Raw genomic sequence first — 24,907 nt, forward strand, 5'->3', positions numbered from 1 at the left:
CATGCGGCGCCCCGGGCATCAGCCCCGGCCGCCCGGCGCCCCCCCGTGCTGCATGCCGAATCCGCTCTGCGCCAGTTGCGCGCGGATCAGGTCGGCAATGCTGCGCTGGCGCGGGGCCTGCATCCGGCTGATCAGGCTGGACACGCTGACCGCCAGCCGCGGATAGCCGCCGGCGTCGCATAGCGCCACCCCCACCCCCAGCACCCCTGGCACCGCCGCGTTGCCCACCACCGCCCAGCCCCGGTCGCGCGTGTTCTCGACCAGCCGGCGCATCTGCGCGACCGTCATGCCGCCATAGGCGCGCAGCGCCTGCTCGTTCTGCACCACCACCTCGTCGGCCTCGGCGGCAGGCAAGGCGCCCAACAGCGCCAGCCCGGCCGCGCCCACGCCCAGCGGCTGGCGGTGCCCGACCGTGACGGCCAGCACCTGCACCGGATAGTTGCCGACCTCGCGATGCAGGCACAGGGAATCGTTGGCCGCCCGGCAGATGAGAAACGCCGAATCCCCGCTGACATCGCTGATCTGGCGCAGCAGCGGCCGCAGGCTGCGCACGGCCTGCGCGTGCGGGTCGCCGGCCATCATCACGCCCAGCTCGGCCACGCGCCAGCGCGGCGCATCCGACTCGCGCAGCGCATAGCCCTCTTCGACCAGCACGTCCAGGTAGCGGTAGACGGTGGATCGCTGCATGTCCGCCGCCCGGGCGATGTCGACCACGTGCATGCCGGCTGCCCCGGCCTGGCGCAGGACGCCCAGCACCCGCAGCCCGCGCCGCAGGATGCGCGGACCTGAACCCTCGGAATCCGGTTTGTTCAATTTCTGGACACCTTGCGTTGATGACGCCCCCATCAAAGCCGAATATGAAGGCGGACAGACAGAGATTTGTCCAATTATTAGACAAACAGGACGGAGACAACAATGAAGACATTCGGCAAGCGCTGGACCGCTGCGGCGGTGGCCTTGAGCGGCAGCCTGCTGGCCGCCGCCCCCGCCTGGGCGGCCAACCCCTACCCCGAACGCCCCATCACCCTCGTGGTCGGCTACGCCGCGGGCGGCGCCACCGACATCGTGGCGCGCCTGATGGCAAAGTCGCTCTCGGAAGAGCTGAAGCAGACGGTCGTCGTCGAGAACAAGACCGGGGCCAACAGCAACATCGGCGCCGAGATCGTCTCGCGCGCGGCGCCGGACGGCTACACGCTGTACGTGGGCTCCATCGCCAACACCATCAACCGCACGCTGTACAGCCAGCTCAACTACGACTTCGTCAAAGGCTTCGAGCCGGTGGGCCTGCTGGCGACCATCCCGAACATCCTGGTCGTCAACCCCAAGCTGCCGATCAAGACCGTGCAGGAATACATCGCCTATGCCAAGCAGCATCCCGGCAAGCTGACCTGCGCTTCATCGGGCAGCGGCTCGTCCATTCACCTGTCGTGCGAACTGTTCAAGATGAAGACCGGCACGGACATCCTGCATGTGCCCTACCGCGGCAGCGGTCCCGCGGTGGCCGACCTGCTGGGCGGCCAGGTCGATTCCATGTTCGACAACCTGCCCTCGTCGCTGCCCCACGTGCAGGCGGGCAAGCTGCGCGCCATCGGCGTCACGTCGCCCAAGCGCCTGCCGGTTACGCCCGACGTGCCCACGCTGGACGAGTCCGGCCTGCCGGGCTTTGACGTGGAATCGTGGTTCGGCCTGGTGGCGCCCGCCGGCACGCCGCGCCCCGTCATCGACCGCCTGAACCAGGCGGTGAACAAGGCGCTCGCCAGCCCCGAGCTGCAGGCGTCGTACAAGCAGAGCGGTTTCTTTGCCCCGCAACAGCCCAACACGCCCGAGACCTTCGGCAAGAAGATCGCCAGCGAGATCGACAAGTGGGGCGCCGTCGTGAAAAGCGCCAACCTCAAGGCCAACTAGCCACTCGCATCAAGGAGCACAGGTGTACCCGATCGACTTTTTCTTCCGCGCGGCTGAACGCCATCCGGACCGCGTGGCGCTCGACGGCCCGCAGGGCCCGGTCACTTACGCGCGGCTGGCTGCGGACACCCGCGCGCTGGCGGCGGCCCTGCAGGACCTGGACCCCGAGCCCCAGACGCGCGTGGCGATCTGCGCGGGCAATTCCGCGCGCCACATCCTTGCGCTGCTGGCCGTGCTGGCCAGCGGCAAGGTGTGGGTGCCGCTCAATTACCGCAGCACCGCGCGGGAGATCGGCCGCATCCTGGACGCCACGGAACCGTCCATCGTGATCGTGGACAGCGTGGGCGCGCCGCTGGTGCCGGCGGGGCCGGCGCGGCGCATCAGCCTGGACGACGACGCCGAGGCACCGACGCTGGCCGGTCTGCTGGCGAGCTTCGCGGGACGCGAGCCGGTCCGCCACGCGCTGCCGCGCGACGCCACGCAGGCCATCAAGTTCACGGGCGGCACCACCGGCCTGCCCAAGGGCGTGATGCAGCCGTATCACGCCTGGAACGCCGGCATCATCAACCAGATCATGCACTGGGGGCTGACCGCCGAAGACCGCTATGTGGTGTCGGCTCCCATTACGCATGGCACGGGCACCTACCTGCTGCCGGTGCTGGCGCAGGGCGGCTCCCACCTGCTGCTGGACCAGGTCACCCCCGCCACCATCACCGCGGCGTTTCGCGAGCGCGGCGGCACGCTCAGCTTCATGCCGCCCACCCTGATCTACATGATCATGGCGCAGCCCGGCGTCTCCCGCGCCGACTTCCCGCGGCTGCGCAACCTGATCTACGGCGGCGCGCCCATGCCCGTCGAAAAGATCGAGCGCGCGCGCGCCTTCTTCGGCCCCGTGCTGGGCACGACCTACGGCCAGACCGAGGCGCCGCAGATCGTCACCGTGCTGCGGCCCGCCGACCTGGAAGCGCCGGAGAACCGCGCCTCGGTCGGCCGTGTCACGCACCTGTCCGACGTGGCCATCATGGGCCCGGACGGCGCGCTGCTGCCCCGCGGCGAGATCGGCGAGGTCGTCGTGCAGGGCGACCTGGTGATGACCGGCTACTGGCGGCTTCCGGAAAAGACCGCCGAGACCGTGATCGACGGCTGGCTGCACACCGGCGACACCGGCCTCATCGACGCCCGCGGCTACCTGTTCCTGAAGGACCGGCTGCGCGACGTCATCATCACCGGCGGCTTCAACATCTATCCGGTCGACGTCGAAAACGCGCTGTCCGCGCATCCGGCCGTGTACGAGTGTTCCGTGTTCGGATTGCCCGACGACAAATGGGGCGAAGCCGTCCACGCCGCCGTCCAGCTGCATCCCGGGGCGCTCGCCAGCGACGACGAACTCAAGGCCCACGTCCGGGCGCTGCTCGGCCCGGTGGCCACGCCCAAGCAGATCCATTTCCACGACAGCCTGCCGCGCTCCAGCGTGGGCAAGGTGCTCAAGAACGCGGTGCGCGACGCCGCCATGAAGGAAACGCCATGAAGCAACCCGAAACCCGCCTTTGCGCCCACCACCTCACCGGCATGTCCTATCGCGACGTGGACCTGGTGGAAGACCTGATCGGCAAGAAGTCCTTCACCGAGGTCATGATCATGCAGATCCTGGGCCGCGATGCGCGCCCCGTCGACATGCGCATCGTGGACGCCGTGCTGGTAACGCTGATGGAACACGGCATGACGCCCAGCGCGATCGCCACGCGGCTGATCTACATGAGCGCGCCCGAGAACCTGCAGGGCGCGGTGGCGTCCGGCCTGATGGCCGTGGGCAGCCAGTTCGTCGGCACCATGGAGAACTGCTCGCGCCTGCTGGACCGCATCCGCCAGGCCGCGGACGGCCCGGCCGAAGCCCTTGCGATCGCGCGGGAGTTCCGGTCCACGCGCAGCGCGCTGCCCGGCTTTGGCCATCACCTGCACAAGCCGGACGATCCGCGCGCGATCAAGCTGCTGGCGCTGGCCGAGGCGGAAAGCGAACTGGGCGGCCAATCCATCCAGGCGCTGCGCTGGCTGGCCAGCGCGGTGGACGAGACCTACGGCAAGCACATCACCATCAACGCCACGGGCGCCGTGGCCGCGCTGCTCAGCGAGATCGGCGTGCCCACGGACCTGATGCGCGGCTTTGCCGTCATCTCGCGCGCGGCGGGTCTCGTGTCCCACGTCGCCGAAGAACAGCAGAGCCCGTCGGGCCGCTACATCTGGGAAACCATCGACCACGCCATCCCCTACGTGGGCAAGGGCAAGAGCCACCAGCAAGGCGGCGAGCCATCATGACGGCGGGCACCGGCGCGCGGTTGGCCGGCAAGGTGGCGCTGGTGGCGGGCGCGGGCACGTCGGCGCCCGGCTGGAGCATCGGCAAGGCGAGCTGCGTGACGCTGGCGCGCCAGGGGGCCGCCATCGTCGCGCTGGACGCCAGCCTAGCCGCCGCCGAAGAGGCCGCGCATGAGGTGGCCCTGGCCGGCGGCAGCGCGCTGCCGGTGCAGGCCGACGTCGCCGACCCCGCCGCCATGCAGGCGGCGGTCGACGCGGCGCTGGGACGCTACGGCCGCATCGACATCCTGCAGGCCAACGCGGGCATCGGCAAGGTGGGCGGCCCCGAGGACATCTCGCTGCAGGACTGGGACCGCATCCAGCAGGTCAACGTGACCAGCCTGCTGATCGCCACGCGGCTCCTGGCGCCCCTCATGCGCGCGCAGGGCGGCGGCGCCATCGTGGCCGTGTCGTCGATTGCGGGCATCCGGTACACCGGCTATCCGCATCTGGCCTACAGCGTCAGCAAGGCGGCCGTCATCCATTTCGCGCGCATGGCCGCGCAGCAGTATGCCGCCGACCGCATCCGCGTGAACACGGTGATTCCGGGGCTGATCGACACGCCGCGCGTCGCCGGCAACGTCGCGCGGATGTTCGATGCGAACGACCTGGACGCCGCGCGCGCGGCCCGCGACAGGCAGGTGCCGTTGGGGCGCATGGGCACGCCCTGGGAAGTCGCCAACGCCGTGGCGTTCCTGGCGTCGGACGAGGCGTCGTACATCACCGGAACGGAACTGGTCGTTGATGGCGGACTGACCGGCAAGTACGCCTGAGGCGCGCCGGCGCCGCTGGTCCGCCCGTCTTGTTTGCCTTTGTTATTCCGCCCTTCTTATTCCGCCTTGATGTTGCCGCGCTGGATCACGCCCGTCCACTTGGCCACGTCGTCGCGGATGCGCTGGGCGAATTGCGCCGGCGTGCTGCCGACCGGCTGAAAGCCCAGTCCGGCCAGCTTGTCGCGCAACGCGCCATTGCGCACGGAATCGGCCAGCGTCTGCGACAAGCGCTCGATGATCGGTTCCGGCACCCCGGCCGGCGCGACCAGCCCGAAGAGGGGCGAGATATCCACCCCCGGCAGGCCCGCCTCGGTGAAGGTCGGCACGTCCGGCAATTGGCTGACGCGCTGCGGGCTGGTGACCGCCAGCGCGCGCAGGCGTCCCGCCTTGATGTGTTCCAGCAGCGTGGGCACGGTGGCAAAGGCGAACTGCACCTGGCCGCCCAGCAGGTCGGTGATCACGGTGCCTCCGCCGCGGTACGGCACATGCAGCACGTCCACGCCCGCCTGCTGCCGCAGTTGTTCGCCGGCCAGATGCGGCCCGCTGCCGACACCCGCCGAGCCGAACGACAGCGTGCCCGGCTGCGTCTTGGCCAGCGCCACGAAGGCGGCGAGATCGGCCGCCTTGACGGACGGATGCACCACCATGACAAAGGGCGCCGTCGCCATGAGCGAGATCGGCGCAAAGTCCTTGATCGCGTCGTAGGGCTGGCGGTCGCCCAGCAGCGCCGGATTGATGGTGAACGTGGAGTCCACCATGCCGATGGTGTAGCCATCCGGCGCCGACACGGCCAGGGCGCGCGTGCCGATGGTGGTGCCGCCGCCGCCACGATTTTCCACGACGAAAGGCTGGCCCAGCGCCTCGGCGTACACCTGCCCCGCCATGCGGCCCAGCGTATCGGTGGCGGCCCCCGGGGGATAGGGGATGTACAGGCGGACCGCCTTGTCCGGATACTGCGCGGCCCGCGCCGCGAAGGTCCAGGGCAGCATGGCGCCGCCCAGCGCCATGGCCGTGCCGTTGATCAGGAACGCTCTGCGCGATGAATGCATGTCTTTGTCTCCAGGTTTATGTTCTTGGCGGGCTCTTTGGACCCTTGACGCCACGGCGCCGTGCCGTCAGGTGCTGAACCGGCCCTCGGCAAGCGCCGCTTCGGGGTCCGCGCCCAGTCCCGGGCCGTCCGGCACGCCGACCCAGCCGTCCACGATGGGCACGCTGTCGCCATAAGGCACGTGGGCCAGTTCGACGTACAGGCGTTCAAGCGACACCTCGGCCTGCTGCGCCGCGATCAGGTGCAGGCTGGCCAGGTAGCCCGGGCCGAAGAACGCCACCTGCGGCGCGCACACGACACGCGTATCCGCACACTTTTGCGCGATGCGCCACGCGGCGGTCAGGCCCAGCTTGATGACGCTGGGCTGCACGTACTGCGCCGCTTCGCTGTCCACGATCCGTTCCAGATCCGTCGCGCTGCTGGCGTTCTCGCCCACGGCCAGGGGGATGCCGCAGGCGCGCTTCAACCGCGCCAGCGCGCGGTCGTCCTCGGGCGGCCACAAGGGCTCTTCGATCCAGAACGGATCATGCGGGCGCATGGCCTCGATGGCGGCCTCGGCCTCGCCGGGCAGCCAGGCGCAATTGGTGTCCACCATGATGGGCACGCCCGGCCCCGTGCTGCGGCGCACGGCGGCCAGCGCATCGGCGGTGCGCTCGTGCAGCTTGATCTCGGCATAGCCTTCGTTCAGCGCGCGCGTGGTCACGGCGTCCAGGCGTTCGGCGTTGCCGTAGTACTGGAGCAGCGACGCATACACCCGCACCCGCTCGCGGCGCTTGCCGCCCAGCAGCGCGTACAGCGGCACGCCCGCGCGCTTGGCGCGCAGGTCCCACAGCGCGATGTCCAGGCCGGCCAGCGCGTGCACCACCGGCCCCGACCGCCCCAGGTTGTGCAACGTGCGCTGCATGCCGGGCAGCAAGGTGTCGTCGTCCGCGTCGCGTCCGCAGGCCAGCGGCGCGATCAAGGTCTCGAAAATGGCGGGCAAGGCGCGCGGCTCGACGCAGTACGACTCGCCCCAGGCCACCGTCCCGTCTTCGGTCTGCACCCGGACCAGCGCGCTGTCCAGCTTGTCGCGAGGACGGCCGGCAAACAGCGGCGCCGGGCTCCAGTGATGGAACGGCAGGCGCAGGGGGATGCAGGTGACGGAAACAATGGTGTTGGCGGGCATGACGGTGCGGCAGATAGCAGGAAGCGGGATGCGATGGCGCTATTCTGGCGGCCGCCCATTCATATGGTCAAATAGATGAATCGACTATTTCCATATGAATTTCATATGTTCAACCGGCGAGAACTTCTGCTGTTGCGCGCCATGTACCGGCACGACACGGTCACGGCCGCGGCCGCCTCGGTCAACATGACGCAGCCCGCCGCCAGCGCGCTGCTGCGCGACATGGAGACGCGGCTGGGCTTTGCGCTGTTCAGCCGCGAGAACCGCCGCCTGCATCTCACCAGCCAGGGCCGCGCCCTGATACCGGAAGTGCTCAATGCGCTGGCCGGCATCGAGTCGGTGGACCGGCTTGCCATCGACATCCGCCAGGGCGCGCTGGCGCGGCTGGACGTGGGCGCCGTCGCAATCGCGGCGTCCAGCGTGCTGCCTGCGGCCATGGCCGGCATGCGCCGCGCGCATCCCGCGGTGGCGGTAACCGTGCGAGCCGGCACCGCGCTGGAAATCATCGAAATGGCCGTGGACCACCGCATCGACCTGGGCATCATCATCGGATCGCCGCCGGACATCGACCGGGTGTCCAGCCTGAGGCTCGCGCCATTGGGATTGCATGCGGTCATGCCCCCGGATCATCCCTGGGCGCGGCAGCCCACGCTGACGCTGGAAGAAGTGGCCGCAGCCGGCCCCATCGTGCTGGCTACCGCCCTGCCCGCGGGCCGCGCAACGCGCCTCGCGCTGGAGGCGCGCGGCCTGCCCTATCGGCCCATCATCGAAGTGGCGCAGTCGTCAGCCGCCTGCGCCCTGGCCGCGCAAGGCCTGGGCGTCGCCATCGTCGAAAGCCTGGGCGCGCACTACGCCGAACGCCAGGGCCTGGCCGCGCGCCACCTGCTGGCGCTGGAGGACCCGGTACTAGCAGTGGTGTGGTCGCGCGACCGCGCCATGAGCGCGCCGGCGCGCCTGCTGCAGGAGGGATTGGCGGAGCAGGCGCGGATGTGGCTGTTGGGCGGGCAGACCGGGGCCGACCCGGCTGCTTACCAGGAGGTCGTGTAGGCGCCAGGACATTGCCTGGCCAAAAATGGCAGGAAAACCTCGCCGCGCTGAACGAGATGGGATTGGCGCAGTAATCGAGGGTCGCTCCGCTTGGGGATTTATTGCCAATCAGATAACGCAAGGGGATTCAGACGGCGCTGATCGACAGCGCGCCTGGCTTGCTTGACATTCATCGTTCGATCACCAGACGAGGTGCATAGATGAATGAGGATTCAAGCATCAGTATCGTGCTCACGCCAGTGCAGTTGGCGGCGGTCTTGCAAGGCGAGTCGATAAGCAACGAAGCCACTCTTTCCAACAGATTGTGGGGAACGCTAACCCTCGTCGGGGGAGTCGCGGAGATGGCCGGTGGCGCCATTCTGTGTGCGTTGCCTGAACCCTCCGGTGCCTCAAAGGCCGGCTGCATACTTTTAGGTGCCCACGGCATAGATTCGGCCTCGACTGGCCTGAGAGAACTCTGGACCGGGCGGCAAACCCGTTCCTTGACCGAGTTAGGGCTCGCGGAACTGGCGTCAAAACTGGGAGCGGGGCCCGGATCAGGTCAGGCGGTGGGCATCGTTGCGGAGATCGGCGTACCTGCGGGATTTGCCGGGGCAATCAGGGCGGCGCGAGTATCGAGCATTGTCGCTGGACGCATTTCCTTGTCCAGGCATGAGGCGAGCGTTTTCGGAGGACTCGGAGGACATACGCTGGCACAGCACGTAGGAAAGACAAAGGCATTCCTTGAAGAACGGCTGCGGAATGAACCCTGGCTACGGCGAGCTTCCACTTTTCACTCGGTTGACGTAGCAGAAAGTGCCGTCACGGCGATAATGCGACGCGATGCAGATCGGATACACAATTGGGCCACCTCCGCGACTGAAGGAGCGTGGCTGCGCTTAAGTGACAACGTCACGGGCGATCTGGGAGTCGTGTTGGCTCGCGGAGCCACGGAACTGGTTCAAGGCACGAAGGTAGTGTTGGTGCTGAAGAAACGAACCTTCAACGGCATGCCTTATTTCATTTTGACTGCCTACCTGGACATCTAATGACGCAGGAAAGAGACTTGTATCCCGAACTGGAACAGTTTATTGGAGGAGGCTTCCATGAAGACTGGGGAAGTTTTGGCGCAACTGTAGAAGATGTGGCCCAAGAATACAAAAGCGTGGCAGGCCCAACGCGCGTGCGACAGGCTTGTGCCGAGATGGATCGTTTCCTTGATGAATATGGCGCCAATGCTGGCGCTGCATTTGAACAGCGCTGGGGGTCGTTCAGTCCAGAATTGATGGGTTACACCATCGCATCGTTCTTCGAAGAATTGAAGCGAATTCTGAACGAGGGGACGACCCCATAAGGCGCAACCGAATCTCCAATGAGGGAAAGGTCGCCGCCAATAGGCCGATTCGGACGCTGCAGGTCGAAGACCCGATACGCGTGACACAGGACGGGATCCGCCCGGAGCTGCCCGCCCCGGGCCTCCCTGGTGAGGCCTACGTGCCTTCCCAGTGCGGCCCGGGCACGGCGATGTCGAATAGCTCCAGCACGCGCGCCACGGTGTGGTCCACCATTTCCTCGATGGACGCGGGCCGGTGATAGAACGCCGGCAGCGGCGGAAAGACGATGCCGCCCATTTCGGTCACCGCCGTCATGTTGCGCAGGTGCGCCAGGTTGAACGGCGTCTCGCGCACCATCAGCACCAGCCGGCGGCGCTCTTTGAGCGTGACGTCGGCGGCGCGGGTGATGAGGTTATCGGACAGGCCGTGCGCCACCGCCGCCAGCGTGCGCATCGAACACGGCACGATCACCATGCCCGCGGTCTGGAACGCCCCGCTGGCCAGGGTGGCGCCCACGTCGCGCACGCTGTGGACGTGATCGGCCAACGCATAGACGTCCTGGCGGCTGACATCGAGTTCGTGCTTGATGTTCAGCACGCCCGACGCCGAAACCACCAGATGCGTTTCGACGTCTTCGACGTTGCGCAGCGCCTGCAGCATGCGCACCGCATAGAGCGCCCCGGTGGCGCCCGTGATGCCGACGACGAGCCGCCGCATGACGGCCTTTATGCCGTGGCGCCGGATTGCTCCAGCAGCGTCTTCAGCTCACCGGACTCGTTCATTTCATTCATGATGTCCGAGCCGCCGATGAACTCGCCCGACACATAGAGCTGCGGAATGGTGGGCCAGTTGGAGAATTCCTTGATGCCCTGGCGGACTTCGTCGTCCTCCAGCACATTGACGGTGACCAGCTTCTTCACGCCACAGCCCTTCAGGATCTGAATGGCCTTGCCGGAAAAGCCGCATTGCGGGAATTGGGCGGTGCCCTTCATGAACAGCACGACGGGGTGCTGGGTCACGGTTTCGCGGATGAATTCTTGAACGTCGCTCATGGTGGTCTCTTGGACTGGCAAAACGGAATTGCTCAATTATAGGTACAGCCGGGAAAACGGCCCGGATTACCCCGGCGCGGCGCCGGTTTATCGGGGCGATTCCAGAGGCGGCGCGATGTAACAGACGCGCGCCCGGGCGGCGGCATGCCGGTGCCTGACACCCGCTACAGAGACGCCCCTCGCCCCACAGGCGTCAGGCGCCCGCCACCGGCAGCCGACCGCCCGAGATCCGCTCGATGCCCGCCAGGTCCTTGCGGCTGTGCACGCCCTCGAACCCGGCCTGGACCAGCATGTCCCGCACGGCCTGCGCCTGATCCCAGCCATGCTCCATCCACAGGGCGCCGCCTGGCTTCAGGTGGGCGTCGGCGCCCTGGATGATGCGCGCCAGGTCGTCCAGCCCGCCCGCGCCGTCCGTCAGCGCGCCACGCGGTTCGAAACGCACGTCGCCCTGCTCCAGGTGCGGATCGTCGCTGGCCACATAGGGCGGATTGGAGACGATCAGGTCGAAGCCCTCGCCGGCCGGCACGGCCTCGTACCAGCTGCCTTCGACGAACCGCACGGCGGCGGTCAGGTCCCAGGCGTTGCCGGCCGCCACGGCCAGCGCGGCCGCGCTGACGTCCGACGCCATCACCCGCGCGTCGCGGCGCGCCAGCGCGATCGAAATGGCGATCGCCCCGCTGCCCGTGCCCAGGTCCAGCACGGCCGGCCCGGCCACGCCGGCGACGCATTCCAGCGCGGTTTCGACCAGCACCTCGGTGTCGGGACGGGGAATCAGCACATCGGGCGTCACGCGGAACATGTGCCCCATGAACTCGCGCCGGCCCAGCAGGTAGGCCATGGGTTCACCGGCCAGGCGGCGCAGCGCCAGGGCCTCGTACGCCGCGGCCGCCTCGGGCGCGAGCGCATCGGTATCGTGCGCCAGCAGCCATGCGCGCGGCTTGTCCAGCACGTGCTCGAGCAGCATGCGCACCTCCAGGCGCGGCAGCCGCGCGTCGAGCAGCAGGCTCTTGATCTGGGGCGCGGTCATCGCATCGCCCTCAGATGTCGTCGCCCAGCGCGGCGAGCTGTTCGGCCTGGTGCTCGGCGATCAGTGCGCCAGTCAGTTCCTCGAGGTCGCCTTCCATGATCTGCTGCAGCTTGTACAGGGTCAGGTTGATGCGGTGGTCGGTCACGCGGCCCTGCGGGTAGTTGTAGGTGCGGATGCGCTCGGAGCGGTCGCCCGTGCCGATCAGGCTCTTGCGTTCGGCCGCCTCCTTGCTTTGGCGCTCGCGCTCTTCCTTGTCCTTCAGGCGGGCGGCCAGCACCTGCATCGCCTTGTCCTTGTTGCGGTGCTGCGAGCGGTCGTCCTGGCATTCCACCACCAGCCCGGTCGGCAAGTGGGTGATGCGCACCGCCGAGTCCGTCTTGTTGATGTGCTGGCCGCCCGCGCCGCTGGCGCGGAAGGTGTCGATGCGCAGATCGCTGGGGTTGATGACGATCTCGGACATCGCATCGGCTTCGGCCATGATGGCGACCGTGCAGGCCGACGTGTGGATGCGTCCCTGCGCCTCGGTCGCGGGCACGCGCTGGACGCGGTGCGCCCCCGACTCGAATTTCAGGCGGCCATACGCGCCGTCGCCATCGATGCGCGCGATCACTTCCTTGTAGCCGCCCAGCTCGGACGGGCTTTCCGACATCAGCTCCACGCGCCAGCCGCGCTGTTCCGCATAGCGCGTGTACATGCGCAAGAGATCCCCGGAAAACAACGCGCTCTCATCGCCGCCCGTGCCCGCACGGATTTCCAGGAACACGCTGCGCCCGTCGTTGGGGTCGCGCGGCAGCAGCAGCAACTGCAGCGCGGCTTCCAGCGATTCGAGCTTGCCGCGCCCGGCCTTGATCTCGTCTTCGGCCATGGCCTTCATTTCGGGATCGGACAGCATCTCCTGCGCGGCCGCGATGTCGTCTTCGGAGCGGGTGAAGGCCGTGAAGGCTTCGACCACCGGCTCCAGTTCGGCGCGTTCGCGGGAAAGCTTGCGAAAGCGGTCCATGTCGGACGCGGTTTCCGGTTCGGCGAGCAGCGCGTCGACCTCGATCAGGCGATGGCACAGATGCTCCAGCCGGCTGCGCATGGAAGATTTCATGAGGGGATGACCAAAGGAGAAGACAGGAAAAGCGGGCGCCCACAAAGCGAACGCCCGCCATGAGGCGCGGCGTGGGGCAGAGCCGCTAACGGCGGGCGTCGCGGCCGGGGAACAGGCGCGGCATCCAGGCAAGCAGTCGCTTGCGTTCGTCGCCTTCGCTGCGGTTCAGCGCCGCCAGCGGGCCGTGCAGGTACTTCTGGGTCAGGCCGTGGGCCAATTGCTCGAGCACGGCCTCGGGCGATTCGCCCCGCGCGAGCAGGCGCCTGGCGCGTTCGAGTTCGGCGGCGCGGACGTCCTCGGCGGCCTGGTGCAGGTCGCGGATGACGGGCACCACTTCGCGCGATTGCATCCAGTGCATGAAGCCCTGGACACGGGTTTCGATGATGGCCTCGGCCTGCACCACCGCGGCGCGGCGAGCGTCGGAACCGGTCTGCACCAGCCGGCCCAGATCGTCCACCGAGTACAGGTACACGTCGTCCAGGCGGCCGACTTCGGGCTCGATGTCGCGCGGAACGGCCAGGTCGATCATCACCATCGGGCGGTGGCGGCGCAGGCGCGTAGCCCGTTCCACCATCCCCAGGCCGAGGATGGGCAGGGAGCTTGCCGTACAGGAGACGACGACGTCGAATTCGGATAAGCGGTCGGTCAGGTCGGACAGCTTCATCGTGCTGGCCGAAAACCGGTTGGCCAGCAGCTCGGCGCGCTCGGCCGTGCGGTTGGCCACGACCATGCTGCGCGGACGTTGCGCGGCAAAGTGCGTGGCGCACAATTCGATCATTTCGCCCGCGCCGATGAACAGCGTGCGGGCCTGGTCCAGATTGCCGAACACGCGTTCGGCCAGGCGCACGGCCGCGGCGGCCATGGACACCGACTGCGCGCCAATGGCGGTCTGCGACCGCACTTCCTTGGCCACCGAGAAGGTGCGCTGGAACATCTGGTGCAGCAGGGTGCCAAGCGAACCGGCTTCACCGGCCGCACGCACCGCGTCTTTCATCTGGCCCACGATCTGGGTTTCGCCCAGCACCATGGAATCGAGCCCGCTGGCCACGCGGAAGGCATGACGGACGGCGTCGTCCTGATGATGGCGATAGAGATGCGGGTGCAGCGTGCCGGCGTCCAGGCGATTGTGGTCGGCCAGCCAGGCGGGCAATTGATCGGCCACGTGGCCATCGGCCGCGCAGTAGATCTCGGTGCGATTACAGGTGGACAGGATGGCGGCTTCGCGGACTGATCCGCCGAACGCCGAACGCAGGCCTTCCAGGGCGGGCTTGACCAGATCGACGGGCATGGACACGCGTTCGCGGACCGACACCGGCGCGGACGTGTGATTCAGACCGAAGGCAAGGACAGCTACCGACATGTTTGAGGGATGGCTGGCGCCATCCGCGGCTGAGCGTTAAGTACTGCCACTATAAGAACAATGCGTCGCATCCGGCTTGTCGCGCATCAAAGGCGGCAAAGCGTCCGGCTGCAACAACAAACCGCTGACGATTATACCCCTGCGGGTTATCCCCAAGCCACTCCCGTCCCCAATCTCGGCCCCTTTGCACCCCTTCCCGACGCATTCGTGGCGAATATCGTGCCGTACAGCCAACAGTCGCCGCGTTCGCCCGCCCACGCAAAAAAAAGCGACGCTTCGGGCTATCGGCTGGCACAAGTCCAAAAATTTGTGTATAGTTGCGGACTTCGTTGGCCTGGTAGCTCAGTCGGTAGAGCAGAGGATTGAAAATCCTTGTGTCGGTGGTTCGATTCCGCCCCAGGCCACCAAAAGAATTTCCGGGAGCTTCGGTTCCCACAAAAAGCCCAGCCCCAAGCCCAGCCCAAGCGCTGGGTTTTTTGTTGGCGCGGCGCGTTGCCGGAAATTGCTTGGCAGCGCCCCACCAGCCCCGACATTTTGTGTATAGTTGCGGGCTTCGTTGGCCTGGTAGCTCAGTCGGTAGAGCAGAGGATTGAAAATCCTTGTGTCGGTGGTTCGATTCCGCCCCAGGCCACCAAGAATCCATCAAGGCCCAGCCCACTTCCGGCTGGGCCTTTCGCTTTAGGGTCCCCCGCCGGGTCATCCGCGGGCGCGCGCCCGACCTGGGCGCCCGACCTCGGCACCCCAACACCGGGTATCGCCTCTCTTCTTGCCCGCGGCATTTCGCGATATCGTGACTCGCCGCCGTCCCGCAGCAGATTCCGCCCCGTTGCCGCAAATCCGTACCCCAGAACGGAGTCAACCTATGCGCCCCCGCGCACGAATCCTTTCCTGCCTCTTCGGACTGGCCCTGGCCTGGGCGCGCGTGGCGTTTGGCGCCGATGCGCCGGCGCCCGCCACGCAGACGCCGGCCGTAATCCAGATGGCTGAAATCCCGCTGCGGGCGGACACGGATCTGCGCTTTGCGGAAAACGTGCTGCAACGCGCGGCCGCGGCGGACCCCGTGTCCGCGTTCATGCCGCAGCTGGATGCGATCGCCAAGTCCGCCGACGAAAAACTCTACGAATTCCAGCCGTCGCGGCTGCGCAACTTTCCCATCATGCGGCTGGAGAGCCTGGAGCGGCATTGGCTTTTCGACGTCCGCCGGCTGGCCCGCTGGCGGGACACCATGCGGCAGGCGACCGCCTGGTATGCCAACGATGCCGCGGAGCTGCTGCGGCGACGCACGGCCTGGCAGGCGATCAAGGAAGCGCCGGGCGCGGCGGGCCTGCCGGCCGCGCTGGCCGACCGCATCGACGCGGTGATCGCGCAGTTGTCGGCGGCCGGCCAGGCGCTGTCCGGCCCGCTATCCCGCCAGGTCGAACTGGAGCAGCGCGCCAATACCATCGAGGAACAGATCAAGGCCGGCCAGCGCCAGGTGATCGAGGCAATCAACGACGTCGACGCGCGCCTGCTGCGGGTGGACTCCCCGCCGCTCTGGAATCTGGACTGGGCCAAGACTTCCGACGAAAACACGCTGTCCCTCCTGCGCGACGGCCTGGACATCGAAGCCCGCTTCGCCCGCGACTACAGCGCCGCGGGCGCCGGCAACCAGCGCGCCCTGCACGCCCTGCAACTGCTGCTGCTGCCGCTGCTGCTCTGGCTGGCCCGCAAAAGCCGTAATGCGATCCGCAGCGGCATCATGAATGAAACCTCCGCGGGCGTGCTGGGCAGGCCGGTGTCCACCTGGGTGCTGCTGTCCATGCTGGGTGTCCTGGCGCTGGAGCCGGACGCGCCGTTGATGGTCCAGCAGATCGCCCTGGTGCTGTCGACCATACCCGTGCTGCGCCTGCTTCCGCCCTCCAGCCGGCGGCAACTGGACCATTGGCCCTGGGTGATCACGGCGCTGTTCCTGGCCGAGCGGCTGGGCTTCCTGTTCCTGGCGAACACCCTGGTCTACCGCCTGTCCACGGTGGTGATGGCGACGACGGCGCTCGCGGCCATTCTGTGGCTGCTGGCGCGCGGCCGGCGCCAGACGTATCCGCCCGGCTCCCAACGCCTGGTCCGCGCCCTGCGCGCCGTGGCCTGGAGCGCGGCCACGCTGTTGGGCGTATCCCTCGTCGCGAACTTGATCGGCAATGTGTCGCTGTCCGAAATGCTGACCAGCGGCATCATCGGCAGCGGCTATTTCGGGCTGATGCTGTACGCCGGGGTGACCGTCATCATCACGCTGCTGCAGCTTCTGCTGGCGCGACAGGGCATCTCGCGGTTCCGGCTTGCGCGCGAACATGCGCCGCCGCTGGTCCAGCTTCTGATACGCCTGCTGATGGCCGCCGCGGTGGTGGGATGGGCGATCTACACGATGGACCGCTTCCGTGTGCTGCGCTCGACCTACGCCGTGGTGACGCGGGTGCTGGCTTACACGCTGGAATTCGGCCAGATCTCCATCAGCCTGGGCAACATCCTGATCTTCGCGATCTCGGTGCTGATCGCATTCTGGGCCGCGCGCACGATACGGCTCATCCTGCACGACGAGGTGCTCACGCGCATGTCGCTGCCGCGCGGCGTGGGCAACAGCATCGCCTCGCTGTCGTACTACCTGGTGCTGCTGCTGGGCCTGGGCATCGCGCTGTCCGCGGCGGGCTTCCAGACCAGCCAGCTCACCCTGGTGTTCGGCGCCCTGGGCGTGGGCATCGGGTTTGGATTGCAGGGCGTGGTGAACAACTTCGTATCGGGCCTGATCCTGATGTTCGAACGCCCGATCCAGCCGGGCGACGTGGTGGAAATCGGCGGCACGTCGGGCCAGGTGCGCGATATCGGCATGCGCGCCACGCGGATCAAGACCTTCGAGGGCGCCGACGTGGTCGTGCCCAACGGCACGCTGCTGTCCGACAAGCTGACCAACTGGACCATGCTGGATCGCAGCCGCCGCATCGAAATCAGCATCGGGCTGGCTTATGGCACGGAGCCAAGACAGGTGCTCGAACTGCTCGATGGCATCGCCCGCCAGACGCCTGGCGTCGTGACCGAACCCGCCCCGATGGCGCTTTTCATGGGATTTGGCGCCAGCACGCTGGATTTCAGCCTGCGCGCGTGGACCTACGACTTCGACCGATGGATCGAGATCCGCAGCGACCTGCTGGCGCGGATGTACGACGCGCTCAGGGCGGCGGGCATCAACATCCCGTTTCCGCAGCGGGACCTGCACCTGCGCAGCGTGTCGGACGACGCCAGCCGCGCGCTCTTTGCCGCCAGGCCGCCCGCGCCGGATCCGTCCCAGCCCGGCTGACGCCTGGCCGGGACGCCTCACGCGCCGGTCGTCACCGGCACCGTCAACCCGTTTTTGACCCGGCTCATCACCACCAGCGTGGAAAATCGCTTCACGTTGGGATTGCCCCAGAAATGGCGCTGCGCGAACACCTCGTACTCCGCCATGTCGCGCATGGTCAGCGTCAGCACGAAATCGACCTCCCCCGTGACCGACAGGCACTGCATGATCTCGGGCGCGTTGCGCATGGCGCGCTTGAACTGGTCCAGCTTGTCGGCCCGTTCGCTTTCCAGCGACACCAGCACGACCATCGTGATCCCCCGCCCCACGGCCGCCGGATCCACCACCGACACGTCCGCCGTCACCACCCTGGATTCGCGCAGCCGCTTCATCCGTCGCAGGCAGGACACCGGCGACAGGTTCACGCGCTGCGCGACTTCCTGGCTGGTGCGCTGGTTGTCTTCCTGCATGCTTTGCAGGATCTGCAGGTCGAAATCGTCTAATTCCATGAGGCTTCCGGAAGCGCCTGGGCGGCGGGCGGGATGTCGCTATCGGCAGATTCTAATCTTGGCCGCGACGCAAAACTGCGCCATTTCGACGGGAAACTTCATTTCGGGCTAGCTGGACGCAGGAATTAATCGGGCGCCTTCCTTACACTGGGAGCCCTCCGCCCGCACCGCGGGATTTCCCGCCGCACCCTGCAATGCCCTCACTCCAGCTTTTCCTGCTTTTCCTGGCCGCCGATGCGGCCCTGAAGCTCACGCCCGGCCCGGACATGGCGCTGACGCTGTCGCGCGGCATGACCCAGGGATTCCGGCCCGCCTTCCACAGCGTGCTGGGCAACGTGGCGGCAGGCTTTATCCAGGTGCCCGCGGTGGTGCTGGGCCTGGCATCCGTGCTGCGGACCTTTCCGACGCTGTTCGTCGGCATCAAGGCGGCGGGCGGCCTGTACCTGGGATACCTGGGCATCAAGGCGATGATCCGGTGCGCCAAATCCGCCGAGGTGACCCTGGCGGCGCGGCCGGGCGATGCGCGCGATGCCTTCTGGCAAGGCTTCATCACCAATCTGCTGAATCCCAAGGTGCTGCTGTTCATGATCGCCTTCCTGCCGCAATTCACCTCGCCGGACCACGGACCGGTGTGGATACAGATGCTGGTGTTGGGCGTCACCATGAAGGCGCTCAGCCTGCCGTACGGCGGCCTCTTCGCCTACGGCGCGTCGCGCATCCGCGGCTGGGTGGGGCGCAATCCCTGGTTCCTGCAGATGCAGCAGGGCCTGCTGGGCGCCATCATGCTGGGGCTGGCCTTCTATGTGCTCTACGCCTCGGCCGTGCATCCGCAGCCCTGACCCCCTATCCCAATCCGCCCCACGCATTGCGCAACTTCCGCCACCCATGACCGCCGCAACCTTGAACAACGGACACACCGACTCGCCGTCCACCCTGCTTCCCACCCTGTCGCTGATCGGCGCCATGGCATCGCTGTGCGTGGGCACGTCGTTTGCAAAATCGCTGTTCCCGGAAGTGGGCGCGCAGGGCACCACGGCCTATCGCATCGTCATCGGCGCGATCATCCTGCTGGCTTTCTGGCGACCCTGGCGTTTTCCGCTGACCCGCGCCAACGCGGCCAGGATCGCGCTGTATGGCGTGACGCTGGCCTGCATGAATCTGCTGTTCTACATGGCATTGCGCACCCTGCCGCTGGGCGTGGCCATCGCCATCGAATTCACCGGGCCGCTGACGCTGGCCGTCGTGCTGTCGCGGCGCGCCATCGACTTTGTCTGGATCGCCTGCGCGCTGGCCGGCCTGATCCTGCTGATCCCGACCGGGCAGTCCATCCACGATCTCGATCCCGAAGGCATCGCCTACGCGCTGGGTGCGGCCGTGTGCTGGGCGCTTTACATCATCTTCGGCAAGATGGCGGGACACGTGCACGGCGGGCAGGCGACGTCGCTGGGACTGCTGGCGGCGGCCATGGTCGCCCTGCCGGTGGGCGCGGCGCATGCGGGCATGGCGCTGCTCGATCCCAAGCTGGTGCTGGCCGGCGTGGCGGTGGGCATCCTTTCCAGCGCACTGCCCTATTCGCTGGAAATGGTGGCGCTGCGCCGCCTGCCGCAAAAGACGTTCGGGGTGCTGCTCAGCATGGAGCCGGCCATGGGCGCGCTGGCCGGCGTGGTCGTCCTGAACGAGCACCTGTCGCGGACGCAATGGCTGGCCATCTGCGGCATCATCGTCGCCTCCGCGGGCTGCGCGGCGACGGCGCAGCGCAGCCGCAAGGCACCCGTGCCGGCGCCCGACTGAACGCCGACCGCACGCTGCGCCCTTGCGCCGAAGGTCCCGCCGCGATCACCCGAAGCCCGGTTCGCGCTGCGGCAGCGACAGCGGATCGAAGTCTTCCCAATGATTGTTGCGCCAGCGGCCGTTGGCGTGCTCCACGTCCGCGCCGCCGGCGTCGCGCAGGATGCGGCACGCCAGCATCTCGCGCTGCGGCCGGGTGCGCACCGCGACCATGACGCCGGCCTGCCGGATCTCGGCATGGGCGTCGGGATTGAAATGGCCGTGCCGGGTCGCGCCATGGCCGGTCACCCAGAGCGCACCAAATAAAGAGCCCAGGTAGGCGCCCACGCCCGCCGCGGCCAGGATGGCCGCCGTGGATTCGCTGAGTTCCGCCGCGACAAACCCGCCAAACACCGCGAACACCGCCCCCACGCCGCCGGCGCCAAGAAACGCGCCGATATCGGCGCGCCCGGAATCCGGGTCCGAACGCCGGTCACCGCCATACGGGAAGCGGCCGTGCTCGCCGGCGGGATTGACGTAGAAAGTGTGGATATCCCAGTCGGGAAAGCCGCTCATGGCAAGGCGGCTGGCCGCCGCCTTGGCGGCCTCGAAGCCCTCGAATCGGGCAGCGACGATCAAAGACATGGCGACCTCCCCGCCCAGCGTCCGGGCCGGATGCACATGACTTCATCGTACGCCGGTGCGGACGCGATGGATGCGCGCGTTACACCTTGCCGCGCCCGTTACGCCGGCCCGCTCAGTCCGCCGAAAACCCCTTGGCCTGGATGACGGCGCCCCACCGCTGATGCTCCTGCCCCGCGTACGCGCGGAAGGCATCCGGGGTGCTGCCGGTGGGCTCCATCCCCTGCACGCTCAGTTGCCGCACGACATCGGGCGATTGCAGCGCATGCCGGATCGCCTGGCTCAGCTTGTCCACGATCGGGGACGGCGTGCCCGCGGGCGCCACCACACCCTGCCAGGCGGCAGCCTCAAAGGCCGGACCGCCCGCCTCGGCAAAAGTCGGCACGTCGGGCAACTGCGCCGACCGCGTCGCGGCGGGCACGGCAATGGCCCGCAACCTGCCCGCCTGGATCAGCGGACGGGCGGCCGCCAGGTCCGCCATCATCACGGGCACCACGCCGGCCGCCACGTCCTGCAGCGCCGGCGGCGTCCCCTTGTACGGAACCGCTGTCGCCGTGCCCCCGATGGTCTCCATGAACAGTTCCATTGCCAGATGGTGCGGACTGCCCACGCCCAACGAGGCAAAGCTGCCCGGCTGCTCGCGCCCCAGATACGCTTTCACGTCGTCCAGCGAGCGCAGCCCCGAATCCGGCGCCGCCACCAGCACGATGGGCAGCGCCACCAGACTGGACACCGGCGCCAGGTCCTTTTGCGGATCGTAGGGCAGATCGCGATACAGCCACGGGTTGAGCGCCAGCGTGCTCATCCCCGCGGTCAGCACCGTGTAGCCGTCCGGCTCGGCGCGCGCGGCTTCCTGCGCGGCGACGATCGTGGCGGCGCCCGGCCGGTTCTCGACCACCACCGCCTGGCCCAGCGTCTCGGCGACATGGCGGGCGACGATCCGGGTCGCAAGATCGCTGCCCCCGCCTGCGCTGAACGGCACCAGCCAGCGAATGGGACGGTCGGGATAATCGGCCGCCAGCGACGCGGCCGGCAAGGCGGCGGCCAGCGCCGCCGAACACAGCATGCGCAGCACGCCCTTGAACATGACGAGAACTCCCATGGAATATCGATGGCCCGCGCGGGGCCGGTTATGCGCGCGCGGCGCTCAGCCAGCGCAGGCCGGCGGAGGTTGAGCCCGCGGGGCGGTACTCGCAGCCGATCCAGCCGCTGTAGTGCAATTCGCGCAGCACGCCGAAGACCCAGCCGTAATCCAGTTCGCCGCGGTCCGGCTCCTGGCGCAGCGGCACGCCGGCGATCTGCAGGTGGCCCACACGGCCGGTGGGCAGGTACTCCCGCAGCTTCATGGTGACGTCGCCCTCGACGATCTGGCAGTGGTACAGGTCCATCTGCACTTTCAGGTTGGGCGCGTTGACGGTTTGCACGATGGCGTGGGCCTCGTCCTGGCGGTTCAGGAAGTAGCCCGGAATATCGCGTGTGTTGATCGGCTCGATGAGCAGGGTCACGCCCGCCGAGCGCGCCTCGCGGGCCGCCCAGTCGAGATTGGCGCAATAGCAGTCCCACATCGCCTCGCGCGATGCATCCGGCGGCGCGATGCCCGCCATCACATGGACATTGGAACAAGACAGCGCGGTCGCATAGCAGAGCGCCTGCTCGATGCCGTCCTGGAACTCGGCCTGCCGGCCGGGCAGGGCCGCCAGGCCGCGATCGCCCTGGGCGGTGATGCCCGGCGGCGCATTGAAAAGCACCTGCGCCACGCCCGCGGCATCCATGCGCTCGCGCACGAATGCCGCGGGCGCTTCATAGGGAAACATGCATTCCACGCCCGCGTAGCCGTCCGCGGCCGCCGCCGCATAGCGGTCCAGGAACGCATGTTCCGTGTACATCATCGACAGATTGGCGGCGAACTTCAGCATGGCGGGCTCCTGGCGCATTATGCCGCCGCGGGCGGCGGCACCCGGCGAAATTATCACACCCGGGCGCCGCGCCCCAACAGGAATCAATACGTCACGCGCACGCCCAGCAGCAAACTGCGTCCCGGCAGCGGCGCCACCGTCGAAATGAACGACGCATGGTTGTAGGCCAGCTTGTTCAGCAGGTTGGTGCCGCGCAGGAAGACTTCATAGCCCGTGGCGCCGTACTGCCCCCGATAGGCCACGACGGCGTTGACCATGTTGTAGCCGGGCGTCGTGTCTTCATAGGCCGCGATGTCCTTCTGCGCGAACACGCGCGCGTACTCGACGCCGCCCGACCACTGCTGCCACGTCACGTTGCCGCGCACGCCCGCGCGCCCCGCCGGAATGCGCGGCAGATTGCCGTCGCCGCCGGTCAGCTTGCCGCGCACATAGTCGCCGAACACCGCCGCCGAGAAGATCGGCGTGAACTGGTGCCGCAGCTCGCCTTCCACGCCCGTGAACTCCGCATCCTGCTGCGTGTACTCGATCAGGCGGAAATCTTCGTAACGGTCCAGCGTATTGGCATAGATGTAGTTCTTCACGCGGTTGTGGAACACGCTGGCCGAGAACGTGGTCGCGCCCGAATGCTTGCGCAGCGTGAGGTCGATGTTGTGCGACGTTTCGCGCGTCAGGTCCGGATTACCCAGTTCATACGTATTGGTCGCCAGGTGGATGCCGTCCGCATACAGCTCCTGCGCGTTCGGCAGGCGCTGCGAACGCGACAGCGACAGCGCCACGGAATACTGCGGCGCAAAGTCCCAGATCGCCGCGGCCGACAGGGACGTTCCCGACAGATTGCTGCGCGGCTCGCCGCCCGACGGCGAAATGCGTTGCCAATCCTGGCGCGCGCCCAGTTCGAAGCGCCAGTCGTTCAACTGGTACTCCTCCAGCACGAACAGGCCATTCGAGCGCGTCTTGCTGGGCGGCAGGAATGCCTCTTCCCCTTCGGCGCTGAAGTCGCTGTAGGCGTTCTGCAGGCCGATCACGCCACGCCAGCCCGCGATGGGCTTGTGCTGCAGTTCCACCCGCACGTCGTAGCCCTTGTTCTTGAAGCGCGTGCCGACCTCACCGCCTTCGATCTCGTCGTGCTGATAATCCGTGAGGCCGCCGCGAAAGCGGATCTTCTCGAAGCCGGCGAATGGCTCCTGGTACTCGGCGCGCAGATCCATCCGGTTGCTGCGCAGCTTCACGTAGGGCACGCCGCCATGCTCGTGCTCATGGTCGTGGTCGTGGCCTTCTTCGCCCTCTTCGCCTTCTTCGTCATGATCATGACTGCCGCAATGCAGGTGCGTGCCGTGCGGGTGGCAGCCTTCGTACTCGTGGTTGTGACCCGGCAGGCCGTATTCGCTTTGCAGGTGCGTGAAAGCCACGCCCACGTAGCCGCGCGGCGTGATCCACGACATTCCCACCGAACCCTGGGTCGACTCGCTGTATGAGCCTTCCAGCTTGCCGCCCGGCCAATCCGGCACGTCATAGTCGCTGGTGCGGCGCTTCATGCCTTCGACCCGCACGGCGAACTGTCCATCGCCCGCCGTGATGCCGACCGCGCCGGCGCGCTCCTTGGTCCCGGTCGCGCCGCGCAGTTCCGCCTCGGCCGCGATGCCCTTTTCCGGCACTTCGGTCGGGATCTTCTTGTCGACCACGTTGACGACGCCGCCGATGGCGCCGCCGCCGTACAACAGCGTGGCCGGGCCGCGCAGCACTTCGATGCGCTCGGCCAGCAGGGGCTCGACCGTCACCGCGTGATCAGGGGAAATGGCCGACGCGTCCATCACCTCGGACCCATCCGAGAGCACCTTCACACGCGGCGCGGTCTGACCGCGGATCACCGGCCGGCTGGCGCCGCCGCCGAACGTGTCGCTGTTCACGCCAGGCAGGTTCTTGAGCGTCTCGCCCAGCGTCCCGTTGCGCTGCTCAACCAGCGCGTCGCCTTCCAGCACCGACGCCGGCAGGGTAGTGCTATTCAGATCCAGTCCCAGCGGATTCGCCGACACCGTGATGGGCGCGACGGTCTGGGTCCGCGCCGATTCGCCTTCGGTTTGAGCCTGCGCAAGGGGCGCCATCAGCATCAACGAACACACCAGCGGCTTCAAGGGCGCGCGGCGATGCCCGTGGCCTCGCAACGCGCGACGGCGTTCTTTCCCTATCCCCTGCTTCTTACCTTTCATCTTTAACCTCGTAGATGTTATATCATTACAAATTACGGCCTGAATGATATAACATTTCATAACAGCCGCGAAAACGCGGTGGTCGGACAGCGGGCCAAATTTGACCCGCCCGGGCCAAATCTGGCCCGATATGTTTTCTTATTTATCAATAACTTATCGATGATCGGGTCAAATTTGGCCCGATTTTTCGTTCAGATCGCGGCTTTTCACGGGCCGCGATGCCGCAAGGCAGGCTGATTCGTGCCGGATTCAGCCCTAAGCCTCTGATTTCTCATTGGTTTTCCACGCGCCACGCAACCTGGCACGGATTTCGCATATGTCGCCGCATTCCCTCAACCGGAATGCCTTGGGCCTCGTCTTCGGGCCTTGGCGTCGACACCGGACTCCGTCATGCGAAACCTGCGCGGCACCCACGCCCATCACGCTCCCC

The 24,907-nt window shown here is 67.4% G+C and carries 23 protein-coding genes and 2 tRNA genes; 12 read left to right on the forward strand and 13 right to left on the reverse strand.

Translation table 11 applies throughout. From position 1 onward, the window contains the following. Positions 1-18 precede the first annotated feature (18 nt). On the reverse strand, positions 19-813 hold the full coding sequence (locus BMW75_RS28405; protein ID WP_076517421.1) for an IclR family transcriptional regulator: 795 nt from the start codon (positions 811-813) through the stop codon (positions 19-21). Between the two features lie 102 nt (positions 814-915). Between BMW75_RS28405 and BMW75_RS28410 the strand changes: the two genes are divergently transcribed. The 4 genes from BMW75_RS28410 to BMW75_RS28425 are packed head-to-tail and all read left to right on the forward strand — an operon-like array spanning position 916 to position 5,027. After that, positions 916-1,905 (forward strand): Bug family tripartite tricarboxylate transporter substrate binding protein, encoded by a 990-nt coding sequence (locus tag BMW75_RS28410; RefSeq protein ID WP_092582832.1) that lies wholly within the window; start codon positions 916-918, stop codon positions 1,903-1,905. A gap of 22 nt (positions 1,906-1,927) precedes the next feature. After that, positions 1,928-3,433 (forward strand): class I adenylate-forming enzyme family protein, encoded by a 1,506-nt coding sequence (locus tag BMW75_RS28415; RefSeq protein ID WP_092582833.1) that lies wholly within the window; start codon positions 1,928-1,930, stop codon positions 3,431-3,433. Then, positions 3,430-4,218: a citryl-CoA lyase gene (locus BMW75_RS28420; protein WP_092582834.1), complete on the forward strand. Its 789-nt coding sequence runs from the start codon at positions 3,430-3,432 to the stop codon at positions 4,216-4,218. The genes BMW75_RS28415 and BMW75_RS28420 overlap by 4 nt, the downstream gene beginning before the upstream one ends. Beyond that, positions 4,215-5,027: an SDR family NAD(P)-dependent oxidoreductase gene (locus BMW75_RS28425; protein ID WP_092582835.1), complete on the forward strand. Its 813-nt coding sequence runs from the start codon at positions 4,215-4,217 to the stop codon at positions 5,025-5,027. The genes BMW75_RS28420 and BMW75_RS28425 overlap by 4 nt, the downstream gene beginning before the upstream one ends. Before the next feature lie 56 nt (positions 5,028-5,083). On the opposite strand, the gene BMW75_RS28430 is transcribed toward BMW75_RS28425, so the two are convergent. Together BMW75_RS28430 and BMW75_RS28435 are read right to left on the reverse strand one after the other, a co-directional pair. Further along, positions 5,084-6,076, reverse strand: a complete 993-nt coding sequence (locus tag BMW75_RS28430) for a Bug family tripartite tricarboxylate transporter substrate binding protein (protein ID WP_092582836.1) — start codon at positions 6,074-6,076, stop codon at positions 5,084-5,086. Between the two features lie 66 nt (positions 6,077-6,142). Then, entirely contained in the window at positions 6,143-7,240 is a 1,098-nt protein-coding gene (locus BMW75_RS28435) for a mandelate racemase/muconate lactonizing enzyme family protein (protein WP_092582837.1), read from the reverse strand. Positions 7,241-7,345: 105 nt separating this feature from the next. Between BMW75_RS28435 and BMW75_RS28440 the strand changes: the two genes are divergently transcribed. The 3 genes from BMW75_RS28440 (at position 7,346) to BMW75_RS29365 (ending at position 9,620) form a co-directional block, all read left to right on the forward strand. Beyond that, entirely contained in the window at positions 7,346-8,287 is a 942-nt protein-coding gene (locus BMW75_RS28440) for a LysR family transcriptional regulator (RefSeq protein ID WP_092582838.1), read from the forward strand. Between the two features lie 200 nt (positions 8,288-8,487). Continuing rightward, the gene (locus BMW75_RS29360) at positions 8,488-9,315 is read left to right on the forward strand and encodes an RNase A-like domain-containing protein (RefSeq protein WP_139208617.1); all 828 of its coding nucleotides are present in this window, start codon (positions 8,488-8,490) and stop codon (positions 9,313-9,315) included. A gap of 17 nt (positions 9,316-9,332) precedes the next feature. Continuing rightward, positions 9,333-9,620, forward strand: a complete 288-nt coding sequence (locus BMW75_RS29365; RefSeq protein ID WP_139208618.1) for a contact-dependent growth inhibition system immunity protein — start codon at positions 9,333-9,335, stop codon at positions 9,618-9,620. A 136-nt stretch (positions 9,621-9,756) separates the two neighbouring features. Here the strand turns inward: BMW75_RS29365 and BMW75_RS28445 are convergent, their stop codons facing one another. From BMW75_RS28445 to hemA, 5 genes are all read right to left on the reverse strand, one after another. Beyond that, the gene (locus tag BMW75_RS28445) at positions 9,757-10,317 is read right to left on the reverse strand and encodes a UbiX family flavin prenyltransferase (protein ID WP_076517439.1); all 561 of its coding nucleotides are present in this window, start codon (positions 10,315-10,317) and stop codon (positions 9,757-9,759) included. A gap of 8 nt (positions 10,318-10,325) precedes the next feature. Then, entirely contained in the window at positions 10,326-10,652 is a 327-nt protein-coding gene (gene grxD, locus BMW75_RS28450) for a Grx4 family monothiol glutaredoxin (protein ID WP_076517441.1), read from the reverse strand. A gap of 193 nt (positions 10,653-10,845) precedes the next feature. Next, positions 10,846-11,679, reverse strand: coding sequence for a peptide chain release factor N(5)-glutamine methyltransferase (gene prmC, locus BMW75_RS28455; protein WP_092582839.1), 834 nt, complete (start codon positions 11,677-11,679; stop codon positions 10,846-10,848). A 10-nt stretch (positions 11,680-11,689) separates the two neighbouring features. Then, positions 11,690-12,772 carry a peptide chain release factor 1 gene (gene prfA / locus BMW75_RS28460; RefSeq protein WP_076517446.1) on the reverse strand — a complete coding sequence of 361 codons (1,083 nt, stop codon included), beginning with the start codon at positions 12,770-12,772 and terminating at the stop codon, positions 11,690-11,692. Positions 12,773-12,857: 85 nt separating this feature from the next. Then, positions 12,858-14,132: a glutamyl-tRNA reductase gene (hemA, locus tag BMW75_RS28465; RefSeq protein ID WP_076517448.1), complete on the reverse strand. Its 1,275-nt coding sequence runs from the start codon at positions 14,130-14,132 to the stop codon at positions 12,858-12,860. 331 nt (positions 14,133-14,463) lie between these two features. On the opposite strand from hemA, the gene BMW75_RS28470 reads away from it, so the two are divergent. The 3 genes from BMW75_RS28470 to BMW75_RS28480 all read left to right on the forward strand — a co-directional run bounded on the left by BMW75_RS28470 (position 14,464) and on the right by BMW75_RS28480 (position 17,457). Beyond that, a tRNA-Phe gene (locus BMW75_RS28470) sits at positions 14,464-14,539 on the forward strand. 151 nt (positions 14,540-14,690) lie between these two features. Further along, a tRNA-Phe gene (locus tag BMW75_RS28475) sits at positions 14,691-14,766 on the forward strand. A gap of 228 nt (positions 14,767-14,994) precedes the next feature. Beyond that, positions 14,995-17,457, forward strand: a complete 2,463-nt coding sequence (locus BMW75_RS28480; protein ID WP_092582840.1) for a mechanosensitive ion channel family protein — start codon at positions 14,995-14,997, stop codon at positions 17,455-17,457. 17 nt (positions 17,458-17,474) lie between these two features. Here BMW75_RS28480 and BMW75_RS28485 read toward each other — a convergent pair whose 3' ends face one another. Beyond that, positions 17,475-17,945 (reverse strand): Lrp/AsnC family transcriptional regulator, encoded by a 471-nt coding sequence (locus tag BMW75_RS28485; RefSeq protein WP_076517452.1) that lies wholly within the window; start codon positions 17,943-17,945, stop codon positions 17,475-17,477. Positions 17,946-18,139: 194 nt separating this feature from the next. On the opposite strand from BMW75_RS28485, the gene BMW75_RS28490 reads away from it, so the two are divergent. Both BMW75_RS28490 and BMW75_RS28495 read left to right on the forward strand, forming a co-directional pair. Further along, the gene (locus BMW75_RS28490) at positions 18,140-18,784 is read left to right on the forward strand and encodes a LysE family translocator (protein WP_092582841.1); all 645 of its coding nucleotides are present in this window, start codon (positions 18,140-18,142) and stop codon (positions 18,782-18,784) included. A gap of 46 nt (positions 18,785-18,830) precedes the next feature. Further along, the gene (locus tag BMW75_RS28495; protein WP_092582842.1) at positions 18,831-19,736 is read left to right on the forward strand and encodes an EamA family transporter; all 906 of its coding nucleotides are present in this window, start codon (positions 18,831-18,833) and stop codon (positions 19,734-19,736) included. A 45-nt stretch (positions 19,737-19,781) separates the two neighbouring features. Here the strand turns inward: BMW75_RS28495 and BMW75_RS28500 are convergent, their stop codons facing one another. From BMW75_RS28500 to BMW75_RS28515, 4 genes are all read right to left on the reverse strand, one after another. Then, a complete protein-coding gene (locus tag BMW75_RS28500; RefSeq protein ID WP_092582846.1) occupies positions 19,782-20,357 on the reverse strand; it encodes a hypothetical protein in 576 nt (191 codons plus the stop codon). Positions 20,358-20,469: 112 nt separating this feature from the next. After that, a complete protein-coding gene (locus BMW75_RS28505) occupies positions 20,470-21,456 on the reverse strand; it encodes a Bug family tripartite tricarboxylate transporter substrate binding protein (protein WP_254792152.1) in 987 nt (328 codons plus the stop codon). A 28-nt stretch (positions 21,457-21,484) separates the two neighbouring features. Then, positions 21,485-22,270 (reverse strand): 2-oxo-tetronate isomerase, encoded by a 786-nt coding sequence (gene otnI, locus BMW75_RS28510; protein WP_092582844.1) that lies wholly within the window; start codon positions 22,268-22,270, stop codon positions 21,485-21,487. Positions 22,271-22,353: 83 nt separating this feature from the next. After that, complete coding sequence (locus BMW75_RS28515) at positions 22,354-24,477, reverse strand: TonB-dependent receptor domain-containing protein (protein WP_092582845.1); 2,124 nt, start codon at positions 24,475-24,477, stop codon at positions 22,354-22,356. Between the last annotated feature and the right edge of the window lie 430 nt (positions 24,478-24,907).

The organism is Achromobacter sp. NFACC18-2 (assembly GCF_900108985.1).
Classification (GTDB): domain Bacteria; phylum Pseudomonadota; class Gammaproteobacteria; order Burkholderiales; family Burkholderiaceae_B; genus Achromobacter.